The sequence below is a fragment of the Pseudomonas sp. WS 5410 genome, assembly GCF_012985645.1.
Classification (GTDB): domain Bacteria; phylum Pseudomonadota; class Gammaproteobacteria; order Pseudomonadales; family Pseudomonadaceae; genus Aquipseudomonas; species Aquipseudomonas shahriarae.
Genome location: NZ_JAAQWS010000009.1, coordinates 121332 through 138801, shown reverse-complemented (window position 1 = coordinate 138801; position 17470 = coordinate 121332). Strand labels below are relative to the sequence as shown.

Sequence of the window (17470 nt, the reverse complement as noted above, 5' to 3'; positions counted from 1 at the left end):
CGAAGTCGCCCAAAATGCCTTGCGTGCTCATGTAACCCGGAAAAACCTATGGTTTTTTACGCTTGTTCGCGTCTTTCCAGATAAAAAATCCAAACCCTACAAAAAACAGCACCATGAGGCCGACAGTCAGCACCCCGGCAAAAACCACATTATCGAAAAACATGACCGGCCTCCTGCTCTTGCCCTGTTGCGATAGGGCTAAGTTAACCAAGAAGTCGGGGGCAGAAATTGACGGGGATCAATGTCGCCCGCAACGGGGCGTAAAGAAGGGCGATAACTGACCTGAATCAATAGATTCAGGGCATTTCAGCGCTTTTTCGGTTTGTTTTTCGACTTTTTCTTCGCCTTGCCCAGCGGCATGGCCTGCTCGAACGCCTGGCGCACGTCATTCAGGCGCTTGTCATTGAGATCGTGGACCCGTTTGGCGCGTTCGGCAGTCAGGTCGATCAGCTTGTCGTCACTCATGGCATGGCTTACGTGGTGGCTGGATTGACTCAATAATGCGTCCTGGCCCGCCCAGGGGTCAAACCTCGACGTCCACCCACAACCCCTGGCGGGGTGCATCCTCAATCAGCGGCGCGACCGGCACGGTGTTATCGGCATTCAGTTCGTCACCAGGAACGGCCAGGTGCTGCTCGGGATCTTCGTCGGCCTCGCGCCGGCGTTTTTGCTGTTCCTGCTGGCGTCGTTGTTCCTCGCGCAGCATCAGGGTCGATTGCTCGGCGTCGCGGTGCTTGAGGTCAATGGTGCTTTCGTTGGAACTCGCCTGCGCAGGCACCACCGGCGGGATATCGGGTTTGGGGCGCACGGGGTCGAGTTGTGACGTGACCGGCACAACACTCAAGGGCAAGATCGGTGGCAGCATAATTATTGGTCTCCTGTCAGCAGGCTGTCGGCTGCTGTACCAGCGACTTGAGCCTGGGGCTGCCAACTTGTGACCCAGTCGTCAGTCGCCAGTGCCCTGCCACCCGTCGAATCGCCCTCTTTCACTCCGGCAAGCGGAGTAGTTTTTGTCAGAGTCCTTTGGCTGGGGGCCTTGTTCCGTTAGAATAGTCGGCTTTTTCACGGCGGGAGTCAGGCAGCATGGCGCAGCAGTATCAACCGGGGCAACGCTGGATTAGTGACAGCGAAGCAGAGCTGGGGTTAGGCACCGTTCTGGCACAGGACGGCCGCTTGTTGACCGTGCTCTATCCGGCCACTGGCGACACTCGCCAGTATGCGCTACGGAATGCGCCCCTCACTCGCGTGAGGTTCTCGCCGGGTGACACCATCACCCACTTCGAAGGCTGGAAGATGACCGTGCGCGAAGTCGACGATGTCGACGGCCTGCTGGTCTACCACGGCCTCAATGGGCAGAACGAGCAGGTCACCCTGCCGGAAACCCAACTGTCGAACTTCATCCAGTTCCGCCTCGCCAGCGACCGTCTGTTCGCCGGCCAGATCGACCCGCTGGCCTGGTTCTCCCTGCGCTACCACACCCTGGAACACACCAGCCGCCAGTTGCAGTCCTCGCTCTGGGGCCTGGGCGGCGTGCGTGCGCAGCCGATTGCGCACCAACTGCACATTGCCCGTGAAGTGGCTGACCGAATCGCGCCACGGGTGCTGCTGGCCGACGAAGTGGGCCTGGGCAAGACCATCGAAGCCGGCCTGGTGATCCATCGCCAACTGCTGTCCGGGCGCGCCAATCGCGTACTGATCCTGGTCCCGGAAAACCTCCAGCACCAATGGCTGGTGGAAATGCGCCGGCGTTTCAACCTGCAGGTCGCGCTGTTCGACGAAGAACGTTTTATCGAAAGTGATGCCAGCAACCCGTTCGAAGACACCCAGCTCGCGCTGGTGGCTCTGGAATGGCTGGTGGACGACGAAAAAGCCCAGGACGCGCTGTTTGCCGCCGGCTGGGACTTGATGGTGGTCGACGAAGCCCACCACCTGGTTTGGCACGAAGAAAAGGCCAGCGCTGAATACCAACTGGTCGAGCAACTGGCCGAGACCATTCCCGGCGTGCTGCTGCTGACCGCAACCCCGGAACAACTGGGCCAGGACAGCCACTTCGCCCGTCTGCGCCTGCTGGACCCGAACCGTTTCCATGACGTCAAAGCCTTCCGCGCCGAGAGCGAGAACTATCGCCCGGTCGCCGAAGCCGTCCAGGAACTGATGGACAAGGGTCGCCTCTCGCCGGCCGCGCACAAGACCATCCAGGGCTTCCTCGGCAACGAAGGCGAAGCGCTGCTGGCTGCCGTCAACGATGGCGACACCGAAGCCAGTGCGCGCCTGGTGCGTGAGCTGCTGGACCGCCACGGCACCGGCCGCGTGCTGTTCCGTAACACCCGCGCCGCCGTACAAGGCTTCCCCGAACGCAAGTTGCACGCCTACCCGCTGCCGTGCCCGGACGAGTACCTGGAACTGCCGCTGGGCGAGCATGCCGAGCTGTACCCGGAAGTCAGCTTCCAGTCGCAACCGGATATAGAAGAAGAAAACCGCTGGTGGCGCTTCGACCCGCGCGTCGAGTGGCTGATCGACCAGCTGAAAATGCTCAAGCGCACCAAAGTCCTGGTGATCTGCGCCCACGCCGAAACCGCCATGGACCTGGAAGACGCCCTGCGCGTGCGTTCAGGCATCCCGGCCACGGTGTTCCACGAGGGCATGAACATCCTCGAACGGGACCGTGCCGCCGCCTACTTCGCGGATGAAGAGTTCGGCGCCCAGGTGCTGATCTGTTCGGAAATCGGCAGTGAAGGCCGCAACTTCCAGTTCGCCCACCATCTGGTGCTGTTCGACCTGCCATCGCACCCGGACTTGCTGGAGCAGCGCATCGGGCGTCTGGACCGGATCGGCCAGAAGCATGTGATCGAGCTGCACGTGCCGTACCTGGAAACCAGCCCGCAAGAGCGGCTGTTCCAGTGGTACCACGAAGCCTTGAATGCCTTCCTTAATACCTGCCCGACCGGCAACGCCTTGCAGCACCAGTTCGGCCCGCGCCTGCTGCCGCTGCTGGAAAATGCCGACGACGGCGAATGGCAAGCCCTGATCGACGAAGCCCGCACCGAGCGCGAGCGCCTCGAAGCCGAGCTGCACACCGGCCGCGACCGTTTGCTGGAGCTCAACTCCGGCGGCGCTGGCGAAGGTGATGCGCTGGTCGAGGACATCCTGGAGCAAGACGATCAGTTCACCCTGCCGATCTACATGGAAACCCTGTTCGACGCGTTCGGCATCGACAGCGAAGACCATTCGGAAAACGCGCTGATCCTCAAGCCCAGCGAAAAAATGCTCGACGCCAGCTTCCCCCTCGGCGACGACGAAGGCGTGACCATCACTTACGACCGCAACCAGGCGCTGTCTCGCGAAGACATGCAGTTCATTACCTGGGAGCACCCGATGGTCCAGGGCGGCATGGACCTGGTGCTATCCGGTTCCATGGGCAACACCGCAGTGGCGCTGATCAAGAACAAGGCGCTGAAGCCGGGCACTGTGTTGCTGGAACTGCTCTATGTCAGTGAAGTGGTGGCACCGCGTTCGCTGCAACTGGGTCGCTACCTGCCCCCGGCGGCTCTGCGCTGCCTGCTGGATGCCAATGGTAATGACTTGTCGGGCCGGGTGTCCTTCACCACCCTCAACGACCAGTTGGAAAGCGTGCCACGGGCCAGCGCCAACAAGTTCGTGCAGGCCCAGCGCGATCAGCTGACGCCACGGATCAACGCCGGCGAAGAGAAAATCGCCCCGCGCCACGCCGAACGTGTGGCCGAGGCGCAACGTCGCCTGGCGGCAGACACCGACGAAGAGCTGGCGCGCCTGACCGCCCTGCAAGCCGTCAACCCGACCGTACGCGACAGCGAACTGGTTGCCCTGCGCCAACAGCGCGAGCAAGGCCTGGCCATGCTCGACAAGGCGGCGCTGCGGTTGGAGGCGATTCGGGTGTTGGTCGCCGGTTGATCCGCGCCCTGCCCTGATGAACAAAAAGGCCCGCGCAATGCGGGCCTTTTTTATGGGGGTGTCCTGCCGGTTTACCCCCCAAATCAATATCGGATGACGGCCAGCGTGGTTTAACGGGGCGCCTCAGATCAAGATCAAAAGCAAAGCGAGGCGGCCTGACCTTCGAGGCGTGCGCGTCCTTCTGTGGGAGCTGGCTTGCCTGCGATGGCGGCAGGTCAGCCAATAGATTTATCGACTGATACACCGTCATCGCGGGCAAGCCCGCTCCCACAGGGGAATGCAGCTTCACGCTCTTGCTTTGCTGTTGCTCTGCTTTTGATCTTGATCTCAGGCGCCCCGTTAAACCGCGATGGCCGCAGGCAGGTATTGCGCAGTGGGCACCCCGGCATGGATGCCGGGGTAGCCGCGACACGGCCATGGATGGCCGATCGCGGCGGGCCCACGGAGCAATGCCTGACTGCGGGCATGCCGAGCCTAGGCGAGGCACCGAGTGGTGGGGCAAAAGCGCTTTGGTTACTTTCGCGCTCTTCGAAAGTGACCCGCCGTAAGGGCGGAACCAATAGCCGCCGTGACCGCAGCAACGGATATGTACACAAACCCAATAAACACCAGATAAAAGAGTTATGTAGATACCTATGCTGCGCTGGCGTCACCTCGGTTTCAAGCAGTAGCTACCGCCGCCGGCACCTCAACCCTCCCCAACCCATCCTTCATCCGCTTGGCATCGCGCACAAAACACCGCGAAGCCTGGAACAGAAACAGCATGGTCAGGAACAACGCCACCGGAATCAGGTACATGGCGTCATGCAGCCCCACCGCCTTGAACGCCTCGGTCATTTGCTCGGCACCCGCCGCGTACATTGCCGCATGGGCAAAGTGATCAGACAGCGCGCCCACCACCACCGGTCCCATGCCACCCCCCAGCAGATACAGGCCGGCGAAGAACAGCGCCATGGCCGTGGCGCGCAGGCGCGGCTCCACCACATCCTGGATCGCCGTGTACACGCAGGTGTAGAAGTTATAGGCAAACAACCAGCCCACACTGAACACCGCGACAAACACCCCGATCTCGATGCGCCCCGCATGCAGGGCCCAGGCAGTGCATACGGTGGAGATAATCAGGCTGAAGGCGGCAAACAGTAAGCGGCCGTTGGCAATGCGCTGGTGAATCTTGTCCGCCACCAGGCCGCCCAAGGTCAGGCCGAACAGACCGGTCACGCCGACAATCACCCCGGTCGCCACGGCCGCTTCCTGCAGGGGCATGAGGAAGTAACGTTGCAGCATCGGCACCAGGAACGAGTTGCATGCATAGGTCGCAAAGTTAAAGCACAGCCCCGCCAGCACCAGCCACAGAAAGGTCGGCACCGCGAGCACGCGACGGATCGGCCGGTCGACTTTCTCCTGGGAGACTTGCACGGTTTCGGCGGCGCCGCGCTTGGGCTCCTTGATGTAGAACATGAACACCGCAAGGATCAGCCCCGGGATGGCCGCAATAAAGAACGGCGCACGCCAGCTGTCGAACGCCTTGACCATCGCACCGATGGTGAAGAACGCCAGCAACAGGCCCAGGGGCAGGCCCAGCATGAAAATCCCCATGGCCCGGGCGCGGCGGTGAGCCGGGAACAGGTCGCCGATCAACGAGTTGGCGGCCGGCGCGTAACTGGCTTCACCAATGCCGATGCCCATGCGCACCAGCAGAAAGGTCCAGAAGCTGCCAACCATGCCGTTGACCGCCGTCAGCGCGCTCCAACTCGCCAGGCCCCAGCCCATCAGCTTGCTGCGCGAGCCGGTATCGGCCAGGCGCCCCAGGGGCAAGCCGGCAATCGCATAGACGATGGTGAATGCAGTGCCGATGATGCCGAGCTGGAAGTCACTGAGGTGCCATTCCATGCGGATCGGCTCGATGATGATCGCCGGGATCGTGCGATCAAAGAAGTTGAACAGGTTGGCCAGGAACAGCAGGAACAGAATGCGCCAGGCATTCGCCGCTTGGGTCGAGTTCTGCATGGGTCCGTCTCTTTTATTGTTATAGAGGCTCGATGCCGACGCATCCTGCCCGGAACCTGCAATCTAGTCAGGCGCGGCGCGGTTGTCTGTAATGATTCGTAAAGCTGATAGGGCGTAATTTCATCCAGGACAGCCAGATTTTCCCGCTAAAAAAATAAGCACGCGCCCCCCTTCCCAAGCGCCTTGGCAGGCATAGAATAGCGAGCCTTCCGCAGCTCCCCCTTACCTCTTATTGATGACGTGCCATGTCCGATGCCAGTCCGTGTCTGAATTGCGGTGCCTGTTGTTCACACTTTCGCGTGTCTTTCTTTTGGGGCGAATGCGCCTCATCAGGCGGCACCGTGCCCGATGAACTGGTGGTACAGATCAACCCCAGCCGGGTGGCGATGATCGGCACCGACCAGAAACCGGCACGCTGTTGCAGCCTTGAGGGCGAAGTGGGCAGCGGCACCCGTTGTTCGATCTACGAGCAGCGTTCCAGCGTGTGCCGGGAATTCGAGGCCTCGTGGAGCCAGGGTGAAGTGAACGTCGATTGCGACGCCGCCCGCGCCGCATTCGGCCTGGCGCCGCTGGAGCAACCGCCTTACGAGTTCGAGCTGCCCATCAGTGCTTAGCACCATTGGCTATGGCGAGCATGCCAAAATCAAAGCAATCAAAATGCCATTACCGCTTGCGCTTCCGCTGAGCCTTCTATACTCGATTCCATAGGTCATCGCCACGCGCAGTGACACGAGATGACTCTGCAACGGGACGTGCTATGGAATGGCTGGGTCTGCATTTTTTTACCCCGCTTCCCGAGAGCGGGTATTTATTACTTAATTGCACCCATAACCCCTTCCTGGTGCTACTGGCGTACCTGGTTGCCTGCGCCGCGAGTTTTGGCACCCTGGACATGGCCGAGCGTGTCGGCCACGTTGATAACCTGACGGCAAAACGCCATTGGCGCTGGATCGGCGCCGGTTGCCTGGCCGGCGGGATCTGGTCGACGCACTTCATCAGCATGCTGGCGCTCCAGGCGCCCATCACTATCCATTACGAATGGTTCCTAACGCTGGCTTCATTGGCGATCGCGTTGATCGCTTCGTTGTTCGCCCTGCAAACCCTCAGTCATGCCCGAATGCGTTTTCATCAGTACCTGACGGCGGCCACCTGCATGGGCCTGGGCATCGCCCTGATGCACTACGTGGGCATGGCCGCCATGCGCTCCGAGGCCCAGGTGTATTTTTCCAGCGGGCTGTTCGGGTTGTCGGTGGCCATTGCCATTGGCGCCAGCCTGGCCGCCTTGCTGTTGTCCCGCTACCTGCGCAATGGCAGTGGAATGTTCCACCAACTGCTCAAGTACGCTGCCAGCCTGGTGCTCGGCGCCGGCATTATCAGCATGCACTTCACCGGTATGGCAGCCATGCAATTGCTGCTGCCCACCGGGGCCGTGCCGGCATTGCCCATCGACAACAACCCGACGCAACTGGGCCTGTCGGTGGCCGTCATCACGTTGTTGGTCATCGGCAGCAGCATCAGCGCGGCCCTCGCCGACAAGAAACTGCAGCACAAGGAACGCGACCTGCGTCGGGTCAATGCCCTGCTGACCGAACTGGACCAGGCGCGCGCATCCCTGCAGCAAGTGGCCCACTACGACGCCCTGACCAGCCTGCTCAATCGCCGGGGCTTCAACCAGATCTTCGCCGAAAACCTCGCGCAGAAAGCCCAGGCCGAGGGCATGCTGGCGGTGATCTTCCTCGACATCGACCACTTCAAGCGGATCAACGACAGCCTCGGCCATGATGCCGGCGATGAGCTGCTGACAGTCCTGGCCGGCCATATCAAGAGTTCGATACGCAGTCACAATGATGTAGTGGCGCGCTTTGGCGGCGATGAATTCTGCATCCTGATCAACATCCATCATCGCGACGAAGCGCGGCACATGGCCCAGCGCATCATGCAGAAAATGAAAGAGCCCATCGAGCTGGCTGGCCGGCGCATGGTGATGACCACCAGCATCGGTATCAGCGTGTTTCCTGAGGACGGGACCACCTGCGAGGAACTGCTGAAAACCGCCGACCTGGCGCTGTATCAATCCAAGGATGGCGGGCGCAACAGCTTGAACTTCTTCAGCTCCAACCTGAAAACCCGAGCCTTTCTCGAACTGCAGTTGGAAGAGGAATTGCGCAGTGCATTGCGCAACCAAAAGGAACTGGTCCTGCACTACCAACCGATTCTGGACCTGCACAAAGGCAAGGTCACCCGCCTCGAAGCCCTGGTGCGTTGGCAACACCCGCAACATGGGCTACTGGCGCCCGAACGGTTTATCGGCATCGCCGAAAACAACGGCCTGATCGCCGAGCTGGACAACTGGGTGCTGCGCCAGGCCTGTGCCGACCTGGGTTGGCTGACGGACCAGGGGCACCCGGAGCTGGTCATGGCCGTGAATTGTTCGGCCCTGAACCTGGCCCGTGACGAACTGGCAGATGAAATCGAATACGCCTTGCGCAGCAGTGGCATCGCCGCCAGCCGCCTGGAGCTGGAGGTGACCGAAAATGCCTTGATGGGCAACATCAGCAGCACCCTGATCCTGCTGCGGCAAATCCGCGCGCTGGGTGTGGCGCTGTCCATCGACGACTTCGGCACTGGCTACTCCTCCCTCTCCTACCTCAAGCGCCTGCCCCTTAACACGCTGAAGATCGACCGCTCCTTTATCCAGGACATTCCCAAGTCCACCACCGATATGGAGATTGTCCAGGCGATCATCGGCATGGCCCACACCCTGCACCTGCAAGTCATTACCGAAGGCGTGGAAACCCAGCAGCAACTGGAGCTGTTGATCAAACATGGCTGCGATTACGTGCAGGGTTACCTGCTCAGTGCAGCGGTGCCGGCCAGTGAAATCAGTGCCGTGATCACGGCACTTGACCAACGCAACCCGCCGGGCCTGGCGGGCAGCAAGGACACGACCAGCGCCAAGGGTTCATCGACGGGTTCTTCGGTAGTCCGCCCTATTCGCTGAAACGCCAGCATCAGGGCAAATCGCCAGTATTTGATTAAAGAACGCCGACGAACGGCCGATTCATGAGAGTCCAACGTAGCTTTTCCCTAGAAAACCTAGGGTTAAACCCTATCGGGTAAAGTCGCGAACTCTCACTCGGTGATGGCTCTTTGATGTTTTCCGGCCATCCGTCCAGGCACATGGCGCACAATGACTTCTAAAAATAATCCTGTTACCGCGGTATCCGACGTGTTGCTGACAGCGCCTGCGGAAAAACCCTCAGGTTCAAAGTCATTGACCAGTCAACGTGCGCTGGGCACCCAGCAATACCTGTACTTCACCGAAACCAACACCGACCGCATCCTCGACAACCTCGATGGCCTGCGCGACATGGTGTTCCCGCGCCCGCCGCACCTTGACGGTGACAGCGAGCTGCACAGTGAGCAGGAGTTTCCCTCGGTCTGCCTGATCGGCCTGGGGCGCTGTGGCTCCAACATCGCCCTGGATGTGGCGGAACTGGTGTACAACGCCCGCAAGTTTTATCTGAACGAGTTCAGCACCGAAGACAAATCCTACGTTGAAAAGGGCTACAGCCCAGCCCAGTGGATCCGTAACAACTTGCGCCTGGGCGCCAGCAAGGCCAGCAAGCCGGTGTTTCTGGTCGAGCCGCTGGTGATGCTCGGCGACCTGGACAAAGACATCGCCGGACGCATCCGTTTCTCGCGCAAGGGCGAGAAAAGCGGCTTTTTGCGCGACTACAGCAAAATGAAAATCATGGACCTGTCGGAAGTGCATGCCGGTGGCGCCGGTAACGCACCGATCCTCGGCCAGTACCTGGCCAAGATCATCCTCAACAAAGACACCCAGCGTTTTTCCAGCCCTGACTGGAAGATGATCCATTCGTACCTGATCGACTCCTGCGGGATCAAGGCCAACCAGTCGCGCCTGTACTTCTCGATCTTCAGCGCCGGCGGCGGCACCGGCTCGGGCATGGCCTCGGAGTTTGGCCTGGCCCAGCAACACTCGTACATGAACAAGACCTTCGACACCAAACCTGCCGACGAGCATGACAGCAAGAGCGGCCATGCCTTTGTGTTCGAGCCGATTTTCACCAGCGGGATCTGCGTGCTGCCGAACATCTCCGATCACCGCAGCGAAATGTCCGAGGCACTGCATATCAACGCCGGTCGGCTGCTGTGCAAGTACCTGTCGGAGGAATGGGATTTCTCGTACAACTTCGACAATGAAGACAGCAGCGAGGCCAGTGTCAAAGGCCGTATCCGCCCGTGGAACGCGATGATGCTGATCTCCAACGACATCATGCGTTACGCCGAAGAAAGCGACGACGGCAACATCCAGAACATTGACGTCAATGCCATGGAAAAACACGCCAACCAATACATCTCACAGCAGATCTTCAACATCCTGACGGCTCAGGCGGTGACGACCGACTATGACCAGAACTATTTCCGCCGCGCCGGCATCGACATCGGTGAAACCATTCGCCTGGACGCCAACGACCTGTTCATGAGCCTGGCCGGGCCGGTGGCAATTGCCTACGCCGAGTCGGTGGTCCCGGAAACCCCGGCGCCGAGCAACGACAAGTTCAAGGTGTTTGAAAAAGAGCCGCAGCGCCTGAACATCGACGATTTGTTCTTCCGTTCCATCGACCTGCCCCACTTCAATAAAGTCACCCAGGCCATCGAAGGCATCAGCCTGTTGCCGATCGAATCCAAGCGCTACAAGGCATCCCTGGAGCAGTACAAGAACTCCGGCTATGACGCAGCGGCCCTGCATGACCTGCACTTCTTCAAGAACTGCTCGTCGGTGGTGTCCATCGTCTCCCTGCCCAAGGACTACAAACTGTCCTATATGGACCTGAACCGGCTCAAGACCCACCTCAACAGCCTGTTCCCCAACACCACCCTCAAGCGCTACGCCCTGGTGATCGGTGCTTCGGCCAACCTGTCGTTGACCACCCTGATCGCCAAGAGCCCCTGCCTGTCGGATGACTTCCTGACGTTGATCGTGGCCTTTATCAAGCGCTGCTTTGCCCGCAACCCGTACCGTTTCGACGAGACCCTGGACAACTCGATCCTGGACTTCATCATCCATGAAGACTTCGACGAGGACCGTATCGACGAGTTACTCAACGAATTCGAGAACCCGGCGAAGATCCTCGATACCAACTGGTACGCGATCAAGCCGATGTATGAGAAGAAGTACCGCGAGCTGATCAACGACAAAGAGAAGTTTGTCTCGATCAACGACATTCGCCTGTCGCGCGATTGCGTGAAGAAGGCGATCAAGTACCTGCGTGAGATTTATCGTCACCGGATTGGCAAGACCAAGGTGATCTCGCTGAACAACCATACGGGCAAGACCGCCTAGACCGAGGTGCGCCCATCGCGAGCAAGCCCGCTCCCACAGTTGACCGAGTTCCACTCTTGGAATGCGGCTGGATGTGGGAGCTGGCTTGTCTGCGATAGCGGTCTAACCGGCAACAAATACCCCTAACCTTGCCACACCAAGAAACAATTCCCCGGGCCATCCGCGGCCCGCAAAACTGTTCCCCTGACGTTTACGTCACCCTCGCCTGTGACCTTTCTTCACGGCCAGTTGCCATCATGGGCAAAGCGGTTACTCCGCTACACACTTTTAATGGCGCGCAACTCGCACTATTTCGGTGCGCGCGTTTAGTTCGATGCCCTTTCCTGGATCAGAATCCACGGTGAAACCACCACCGCCCACAAGCTCGGATCACGCTCCACCAGGTCCAATGCCCGCGTCGCAGACACTTCGCCAAGACTCCCGGAGGCCAGCCAGGCGGCCACTTTGTCACGGTTGTCCTCGGCCATTCCCTCGGCCGCTTCGATCAAATCCAGGCCAGCGTCGACCCACAATAGGGCACCCTTGGCAAAGAACGGTTCGAGCTCCTTCCAGGAAATTTCCGCGGTTTCGCCGAGCAGCTTGGCATAGAGGGTGCTAGGTTCTTGCGTCATGGGAACTCACCTGAGGAAAAAATCGGCGCAATCATACCGTCGAGGCTTCCCCAGAAAAACCCAGTTGCAATTGAGGCACCGATTGAAAGTGTCAGGAACGCCAAGGATTGCCCGAGACTCTGGCAAGCACCCGCCGCTATTCTGTCTTTTTCTTTCATTTAAGCGACATACCCGGCGTTTGCCCCCAGCAGCCAGCTTTTCAAGCGATCAACCGGCGCTCTACACTGTACCGGTACAGTTGCCAGGCCGCTGCCGGGGGATATCCGAGATATCTGATCCGGTTCTGTAGCCCACAAGGCCGCTAGAACTATAAAAAATACAACAGTAAGAGTGGAGCACTATGAATAAGGCTACTAAGCAGATTTCCAAACTGTTTGCCGCTATGGTCCTGGCTGGGGTTGCCGGCCATTCGTTCGCAGCTGACACCATCAAGATCGGTATTGCCGGCCCTAAAACCGGCCCTGTGACCCAATACGGCGATATGCAGTTCATGGGCGCCAAGCAAGCCATCAAGGACATCAACGCCAAGGGCGGTGTCGATGGCAAAATGCTTGAGGCCAAGGAATACGACGACGCTTGCGACCCTAAACAAGCCGTTGCCGTCGCCAACAAAGTGGTCAACGACGGCGTCAAGTTCGTGGTCGGCCACCTCTGCTCCAGCTCCACTCAACCTGCAACCGACATCTACGAAGACGAAGGCGTGATCATGATCACTCCGGCGGCTACCAGCCCGGAAATCACCTCCCGTGGCTACAAGCTGATCTTCCGTACCATCGGCCTGGACAGCGCCCAGGGCCCAGCGGCCGGCAACTACATCGCCGACCACGTCAAGCCGAAGGTCGTTGCAGTCCTGCACGACAAGCAACAATACGGTGAAGGCATCGCCACCGCCGTTAAGCAGACCCTCGAGAGCAAAGGCACCAAGGTTGCCGTGTTCGAAGGCCTGAACGCCGGTGACAAGGACTTCTCCTCGATTATCCAGAAGCTCAAACAAGCCAACGTCGACTTCGTCTACTACGGCGGCTACCACCCAGAACTGGGTCTGATCCTGCGCCAATCCCAGGAAAAAGGCCTGAAAGCCAAGTTCATGGGCCCGGAAGGCGTGGGCAACGACTCCATCTCGCAAATCGCCCAGAAAGCCTCCGAAGGCCTGCTGGTCACCCTGCCGAAATCCTTCGACGCCGACCCTGCGAACAAGGCCATCGTCGACGCCCTCAAGGCTGACGGCAAAGACCCAAGCGGTCCGTTCGTGTTCCCAGCCTACTCGGCGGTTGAAATCATCGCGGGCGGCATCGCAGCTGCCAAAAGCGAAGACACCACCAAAGTGGCCGAGGCCATCCACGCGGGTACCTTCAAGACCCCGACCGGCGACCTGAGCTTCGATAAGAACGGCGACCTGAAAGACTTCAAGTTCGTGGTCTACGAATGGCACTTCGGTCAACCAAAAACCGAAGTTTCCCCTCAGTAAGCCAGGCGTTACTGGACAACAAGCCCACTGTGCAAGCAGTGGGTTTTGTTTTACGAGGTTTATGGGCCACGCACCCGCGATCCGGGCGCTGGTTCACCTGAAAATCTTAAAACCGTCACCAGCGGTTCGCTGGCAAATGCTTTGTGCAAATGTGCTCACAGAACACAGCACCGAGCAGGAAGATGACTCCACCAGTGAAATGCGTATCGGGTTTTTAGGAGCGCTGTAATGCCTGAGATCTATCATTTTTTCCAACAGCTGGTTAATGGCCTGACCATTGGCAGCACCTATGCCTTGATAGCCATTGGCTACACAATGGTTTACGGCATCATTGGAATGATCAACTTCGCCCACGGCGAGGTGTACATGATTGGCTCCTACGTGGCGTTCATTGCCATTGCCGGGCTGGCCATGATGGGTATCCACTCCCTGCCGCTGTTAATGACTGCCGCGTTCCTTGCGTCAATCGTCGTAACCAGTGCCTACGGCTACAGTATCGAACGTGTTGCATACCGCCCCTTGCGTGGCAGCAACCGCCTGATCCCGTTGATTTCCGCCATCGGCATGTCGATTTTCCTGCAGAACACCGTATTGCTGTCCCAGGACTCCAAGGACAAGTCCATTCCCAACCTGATCCCGGGGAGCTTTTCCTTCGGTCCAGGTGGTGCAGAAGAAGTGCTGATTTCCTACATGCAGGTCCTGGTCTTCGTCGTCACCCTGGTGGCCATGCTGGGCCTGACCCTGTTCATCTCCCGCTCCCGTCTGGGGCGCGCCTGCCGGGCCTGCGCCGAAGACATCAAGATGGCCAACCTGCTGGGTATCAACACCAACAACATCATTGCCCTGACCTTCGTCATCGGCGCCGCACTGGCCGCCGTCGCTGCCGTGTTGCTGAGCATGCAGTATGGCGTGATCAACCCCAACGCCGGCTTCCTGGTGGGGCTCAAAGCCTTCACTGCGGCGGTCCTCGGCGGCATCGGCAGTATTCCGGGCGCGATGCTCGGCGGGCTGGTGCTGGGTGTGGCCGAAGCCTTTGGTGCCGATATCTTCGGCGACCAGTACAAGGACGTGGTGGCATTCGGTCTATTGGTTCTGGTGCTGTTATTCCGGCCGACCGGCATCCTGGGCCGTCCGGAGGTTGAGAAAGTATGAGCAGATATCTTAAATCGGCGTTTTTCAGCGCCTTGCTGGTATGGGCCGTGGCCTTTCCGGTACTCGGGCTCAAGCTGAGCATTGTCGGGATCAACCTTGAAGTACACGGCACCGGGCCAGTCACCCTGACCATCATTGCCCTGTGCTCGGTGCTGATGTTCCTGCGGGTGCTGTTCACCCAGCAGGTCGGTGCGCTGCTCAAGTCCAACCGTGGCCCGCTGGTCTCGCCCAAGGTCAGCCAGTTCCTGACCCTGCCGCGCACCCAGCGCTACATCATCATCGGCCTGATCGTGGCCGCGTTGATCTGGCCATTCTTCGGCTCCCGTGGTGCGGTGGATATCGCCACCCTGATCCTGATCTACGTGCTGCTGGGCCTGGGCCTGAACATCGTGGTGGGCCTCGCCGGCCTGCTCGACCTGGGTTATGTGGGCTTCTACGCCGTGGGTGCCTACACCTACGCGCTGCTCTCGCACTACCTGGGCTGGAGCTTCTGGATTTGCCTGCCACTGGCCGGCATGGCGGCGGCCACCTTCGGCTTCCTGCTGGGCTTCCCGGTGTTGCGCCTGCGCGGTGACTACCTGGCCATCGTGACCCTGGGCTTCGGTGAGATCATCCGTCTGTTCCTGCGTAACCTCACCGATATCACCGGCGGCCCCAACGGCATCAGCAGCATTCCCAAGCCAACGTTCTTCGGCTTGTCGTTTGATCGCTCCGCTGCCGAAGGCATGCAGACCTTCCACGAGTACTTCGGGATTGCCTACAACCCGGTGAGCAAAGTGGTGTTCCTGTATCTGGTCGCCCTGTTGCTGGCCCTGGCCGCGCTGTTCGTGATCAACCGCCTGCTGCGCATGCCGATCGGGCGTGCCTGGGAAGCGCTGCGTGAAGACGAAATCGCCTGCCGCGCGCTGGGCCTGAACCCGACCATCATCAAGCTCTCGGCCTTCACCCTGGGTGCCGCGTTCGCCGGTTTTGCCGGTAGCTTCTTTGCCGCTCGCCAAGGTTTGGTGACACCGGAATCGTTCACCTTCATCGAGTCGGCAATCATCCTCGCCATCGTGGTATTGGGTGGCATGGGCTCGCAGTTGGGCGTGATCCTTGCGGCCATCGTGATGATCCTGCTGCCGGAACTGATGCGTGAATTCAGTGAGTACCGCATGTTGATGTTCGGCGCCATGATGGTGCTGATGATGATCTGGCGCCCTCAAGGCCTGCTGCCCATGCAACGTCCACATATGGAGCTGCGCAAATGAGCCGCGAGATCCTGAAAGTCGAAAACCTGAGCATGCGCTTCGGCGGCTTGCTGGCGGTCAATGGCGTCGCCCTGACCGTCAAAGAGAAACAAGTGGTCGCGTTGATCGGCCCCAACGGCGCCGGCAAGACCACGGTGTTCAACTGCCTGACCGGTTTCTACAAACCGGCCGGTGGCAGCATCCTGCTGGACGGCCAGCCGATCCAAGGCCTGGCCGGTCACGAGATCGCCCGCAAGGGCGTGGTGCGGACCTTCCAGAACGTGCGGTTGTTCAAGGACATGACCGCCGTGGAAAACCTGCTGATCGCCCAACACCGGCACCTGAACACCAATTTCTTCGCGGGCCTGTTCAAGACCCCGGCGTTCCGCAAGAGCGAGCGCGAGGCCATGGAGTACGCCGCGTACTGGCTGGACAAGGTCAACCTGACCGAGTTTGCCAACCGCCCGGCCGGCACCCTGGCCTACGGTCAGCAACGGCGCCTGGAAATCGCCCGCTGCATGATGACTCGCCCGCGGATTCTGATGCTCGACGAACCGGCTGCCGGCCTCAACCCCAAGGAAACCGAAGACCTCAAGGCGTTGATCGGTGTGCTGCGTGAAGAAAACAACGCCACCGTGTTGCTGATCGAACACGACATGAAACTGGTCATGAGCATTTCCGACCATATCGTCGTGATCAACCAGGGCACGCCATTGGCCAACGGGACGCCGGAGCAGATCCGCGACAACCCGGAAGTGATCAAAGCCTATTTGGGGGAAGCGTAAATGCTGCAATTCGAAAACGTTTCCACTTTCTACGGCAAGATCCAGGCCCTGCACGAGGTCAACGTGGAAGTGCGCCAGGGCGAAATCGTCACCCTGATCGGTGCCAACGGTGCCGGCAAATCCACCTTGCTGATGACCTTGTGCGGCTCGCCCCAGGCGCACAGCGGCAGCATCCGCTACATGGGTGAGGAACTGGTGGGCCAGCATTCGGCGGCGATCATGCGCAAGAGCATTGCCGTGGTCCCGGAAGGCCGTCGGGTGTTTGCCCGCCTGACCGTGGAAGAGAACCTGGCCATGGGTGGGTTCTTTACCGACAAGGGCGACTACCAGGAGCAGATGGACAAGGTGCTGCACCTGTTCCCTCGGCTCAAGGAGCGCTTCAGCCAGCGCGGCGGCACCATGTCCGGTGGCGAACAGCAAATGCTTGCCATCGGCCGTGCGCTGATGAGCAAGCCCAAGCTGCTGCTGTTGGATGAGCCGTCCCTGGGCCTGGCCCCGATCATCATCCAGCAGATCTTCGACATCATCGAGCAACTGCGCAAGGACGGTGTGACGGTGTTTCTGGTGGAACAGAACGCCAACCAGGCACTGAAAATTGCCGACCGCGCCTATGTGTTGGAAAACGGCCGGGTAGTGATGCAGGGCAGCGGCGAACAACTGCTGACCGACCCGAAAGTGCGCGAGGCTTACCTCGGCGGCTAGGGTCTGAATGTGGGAGCGGGCTTGCCCGCGAAGGCGGTGTGTCAGTGCCGGATGGTTTGGCTGACACACTTCTATCGCGAGCAAACCCGCTCCCACATTTGCTTTGTGTGAACCGTAGAATTTGCATTGTTTTAACTTTTCTTCGAACCACCTGTAACGATCCCCTCCCCCCTTTCTCTAGTGGGGTATGCAAGCACAAACGCTTGCTTACCCAC

14 protein-coding genes are annotated in these 17470 nt (G+C 59.7%); 9 read left to right on the top strand and 5 right to left on the bottom strand.

The window, feature by feature from the left end; genetic code table 11:
* Positions 1-46: 46 nt before the first annotated feature.
* The 3 genes from ccoM to HBO24_RS15330 all read right to left on the bottom strand — a co-directional run bounded on the left by ccoM (position 47) and on the right by HBO24_RS15330 (position 865).
* A complete protein-coding gene (gene ccoM, locus HBO24_RS29780) occupies positions 47-163 on the bottom strand; it encodes a cytochrome c oxidase subunit CcoM (protein ID WP_029297086.1) in 117 nt (38 codons plus the stop codon).
* 143 nt (positions 164-306) lie between these two features.
* Positions 307-498 carry a hypothetical protein gene (locus tag HBO24_RS15335; protein ID WP_128593654.1) on the bottom strand — a complete coding sequence of 64 codons (192 nt, stop codon included), beginning with the start codon at positions 496-498 and terminating at the stop codon, positions 307-309.
* Positions 499-523: 25 nt separating this feature from the next.
* Positions 524-865, bottom strand: coding sequence for a hypothetical protein (locus tag HBO24_RS15330; protein WP_057439820.1), 342 nt, complete (start codon positions 863-865; stop codon positions 524-526).
* A gap of 218 nt (positions 866-1083) precedes the next feature.
* Here HBO24_RS15330 and rapA point away from each other — a divergent pair, with 218 nt between their 5' ends.
* A complete protein-coding gene (gene rapA / locus HBO24_RS15325) occupies positions 1084-3930 on the top strand; it encodes an RNA polymerase-associated protein RapA (RefSeq protein ID WP_057439822.1) in 2847 nt (948 codons plus the stop codon).
* A gap of 660 nt (positions 3931-4590) precedes the next feature.
* Here rapA and HBO24_RS15320 read toward each other — a convergent pair.
* Positions 4591-5937 carry an MFS transporter gene (locus HBO24_RS15320; RefSeq protein ID WP_170045312.1) on the bottom strand — a complete coding sequence of 449 codons (1347 nt, stop codon included), beginning with the start codon at positions 5935-5937 and terminating at the stop codon, positions 4591-4593.
* Between the two features lie 245 nt (positions 5938-6182).
* On the opposite strand from HBO24_RS15320, the gene HBO24_RS15315 reads away from it, so the two are divergent.
* The 3 genes from HBO24_RS15315 to HBO24_RS15305 all read left to right on the top strand — a co-directional run bounded on the left by HBO24_RS15315 (position 6183) and on the right by HBO24_RS15305 (position 11308).
* The gene (locus HBO24_RS15315; RefSeq protein WP_057439824.1) at positions 6183-6551 is read left to right on the top strand and encodes a YkgJ family cysteine cluster protein; all 369 of its coding nucleotides are present in this window, start codon (positions 6183-6185) and stop codon (positions 6549-6551) included.
* 143 nt (positions 6552-6694) lie between these two features.
* Complete coding sequence (locus HBO24_RS15310) at positions 6695-8938, top strand: bifunctional diguanylate cyclase/phosphodiesterase (protein ID WP_057439826.1); 2244 nt, start codon at positions 6695-6697, stop codon at positions 8936-8938.
* Between the two features lie 189 nt (positions 8939-9127).
* Positions 9128-11308 (top strand): hypothetical protein, encoded by a 2181-nt coding sequence (locus HBO24_RS15305; protein WP_057958732.1) that lies wholly within the window; start codon positions 9128-9130, stop codon positions 11306-11308.
* Positions 11309-11613: 305 nt separating this feature from the next.
* Here HBO24_RS15305 and HBO24_RS15300 read toward each other — a convergent pair whose 3' ends face one another.
* Positions 11614-11919 carry a DUF2288 domain-containing protein gene (locus HBO24_RS15300; RefSeq protein ID WP_057958731.1) on the bottom strand — a complete coding sequence of 102 codons (306 nt, stop codon included), beginning with the start codon at positions 11917-11919 and terminating at the stop codon, positions 11614-11616.
* Between the two features lie 340 nt (positions 11920-12259).
* Between HBO24_RS15300 and HBO24_RS15295 the strand changes: the two genes are divergently transcribed.
* The 5 genes from HBO24_RS15295 to HBO24_RS15275 all read left to right on the top strand — a co-directional run bounded on the left by HBO24_RS15295 (position 12260) and on the right by HBO24_RS15275 (position 17255).
* Complete coding sequence (locus tag HBO24_RS15295; protein WP_057958730.1) at positions 12260-13387, top strand: branched-chain amino acid ABC transporter substrate-binding protein; 1128 nt, start codon at positions 12260-12262, stop codon at positions 13385-13387.
* Positions 13388-13615: 228 nt separating this feature from the next.
* Positions 13616-14539 carry a high-affinity branched-chain amino acid ABC transporter permease LivH gene (livH, locus tag HBO24_RS15290; RefSeq protein WP_057439832.1) on the top strand — a complete coding sequence of 308 codons (924 nt, stop codon included), beginning with the start codon at positions 13616-13618 and terminating at the stop codon, positions 14537-14539.
* Positions 14536-15789 carry a high-affinity branched-chain amino acid ABC transporter permease LivM gene (locus tag HBO24_RS15285; protein WP_029297111.1) on the top strand — a complete coding sequence of 418 codons (1254 nt, stop codon included), beginning with the start codon at positions 14536-14538 and terminating at the stop codon, positions 15787-15789. Before livH ends, HBO24_RS15285 begins: the two co-directional genes overlap by 4 nt.
* A complete protein-coding gene (livG, locus tag HBO24_RS15280; protein ID WP_038446527.1) occupies positions 15786-16553 on the top strand; it encodes a high-affinity branched-chain amino acid ABC transporter ATP-binding protein LivG in 768 nt (255 codons plus the stop codon). Before HBO24_RS15285 ends, livG begins: the two co-directional genes overlap by 4 nt.
* Positions 16554-17255, top strand: a complete 702-nt coding sequence (locus tag HBO24_RS15275; RefSeq protein WP_057439834.1) for an ABC transporter ATP-binding protein — start codon at positions 16554-16556, stop codon at positions 17253-17255.
* Positions 17256-17470: the final 215 nt, after the last annotated feature.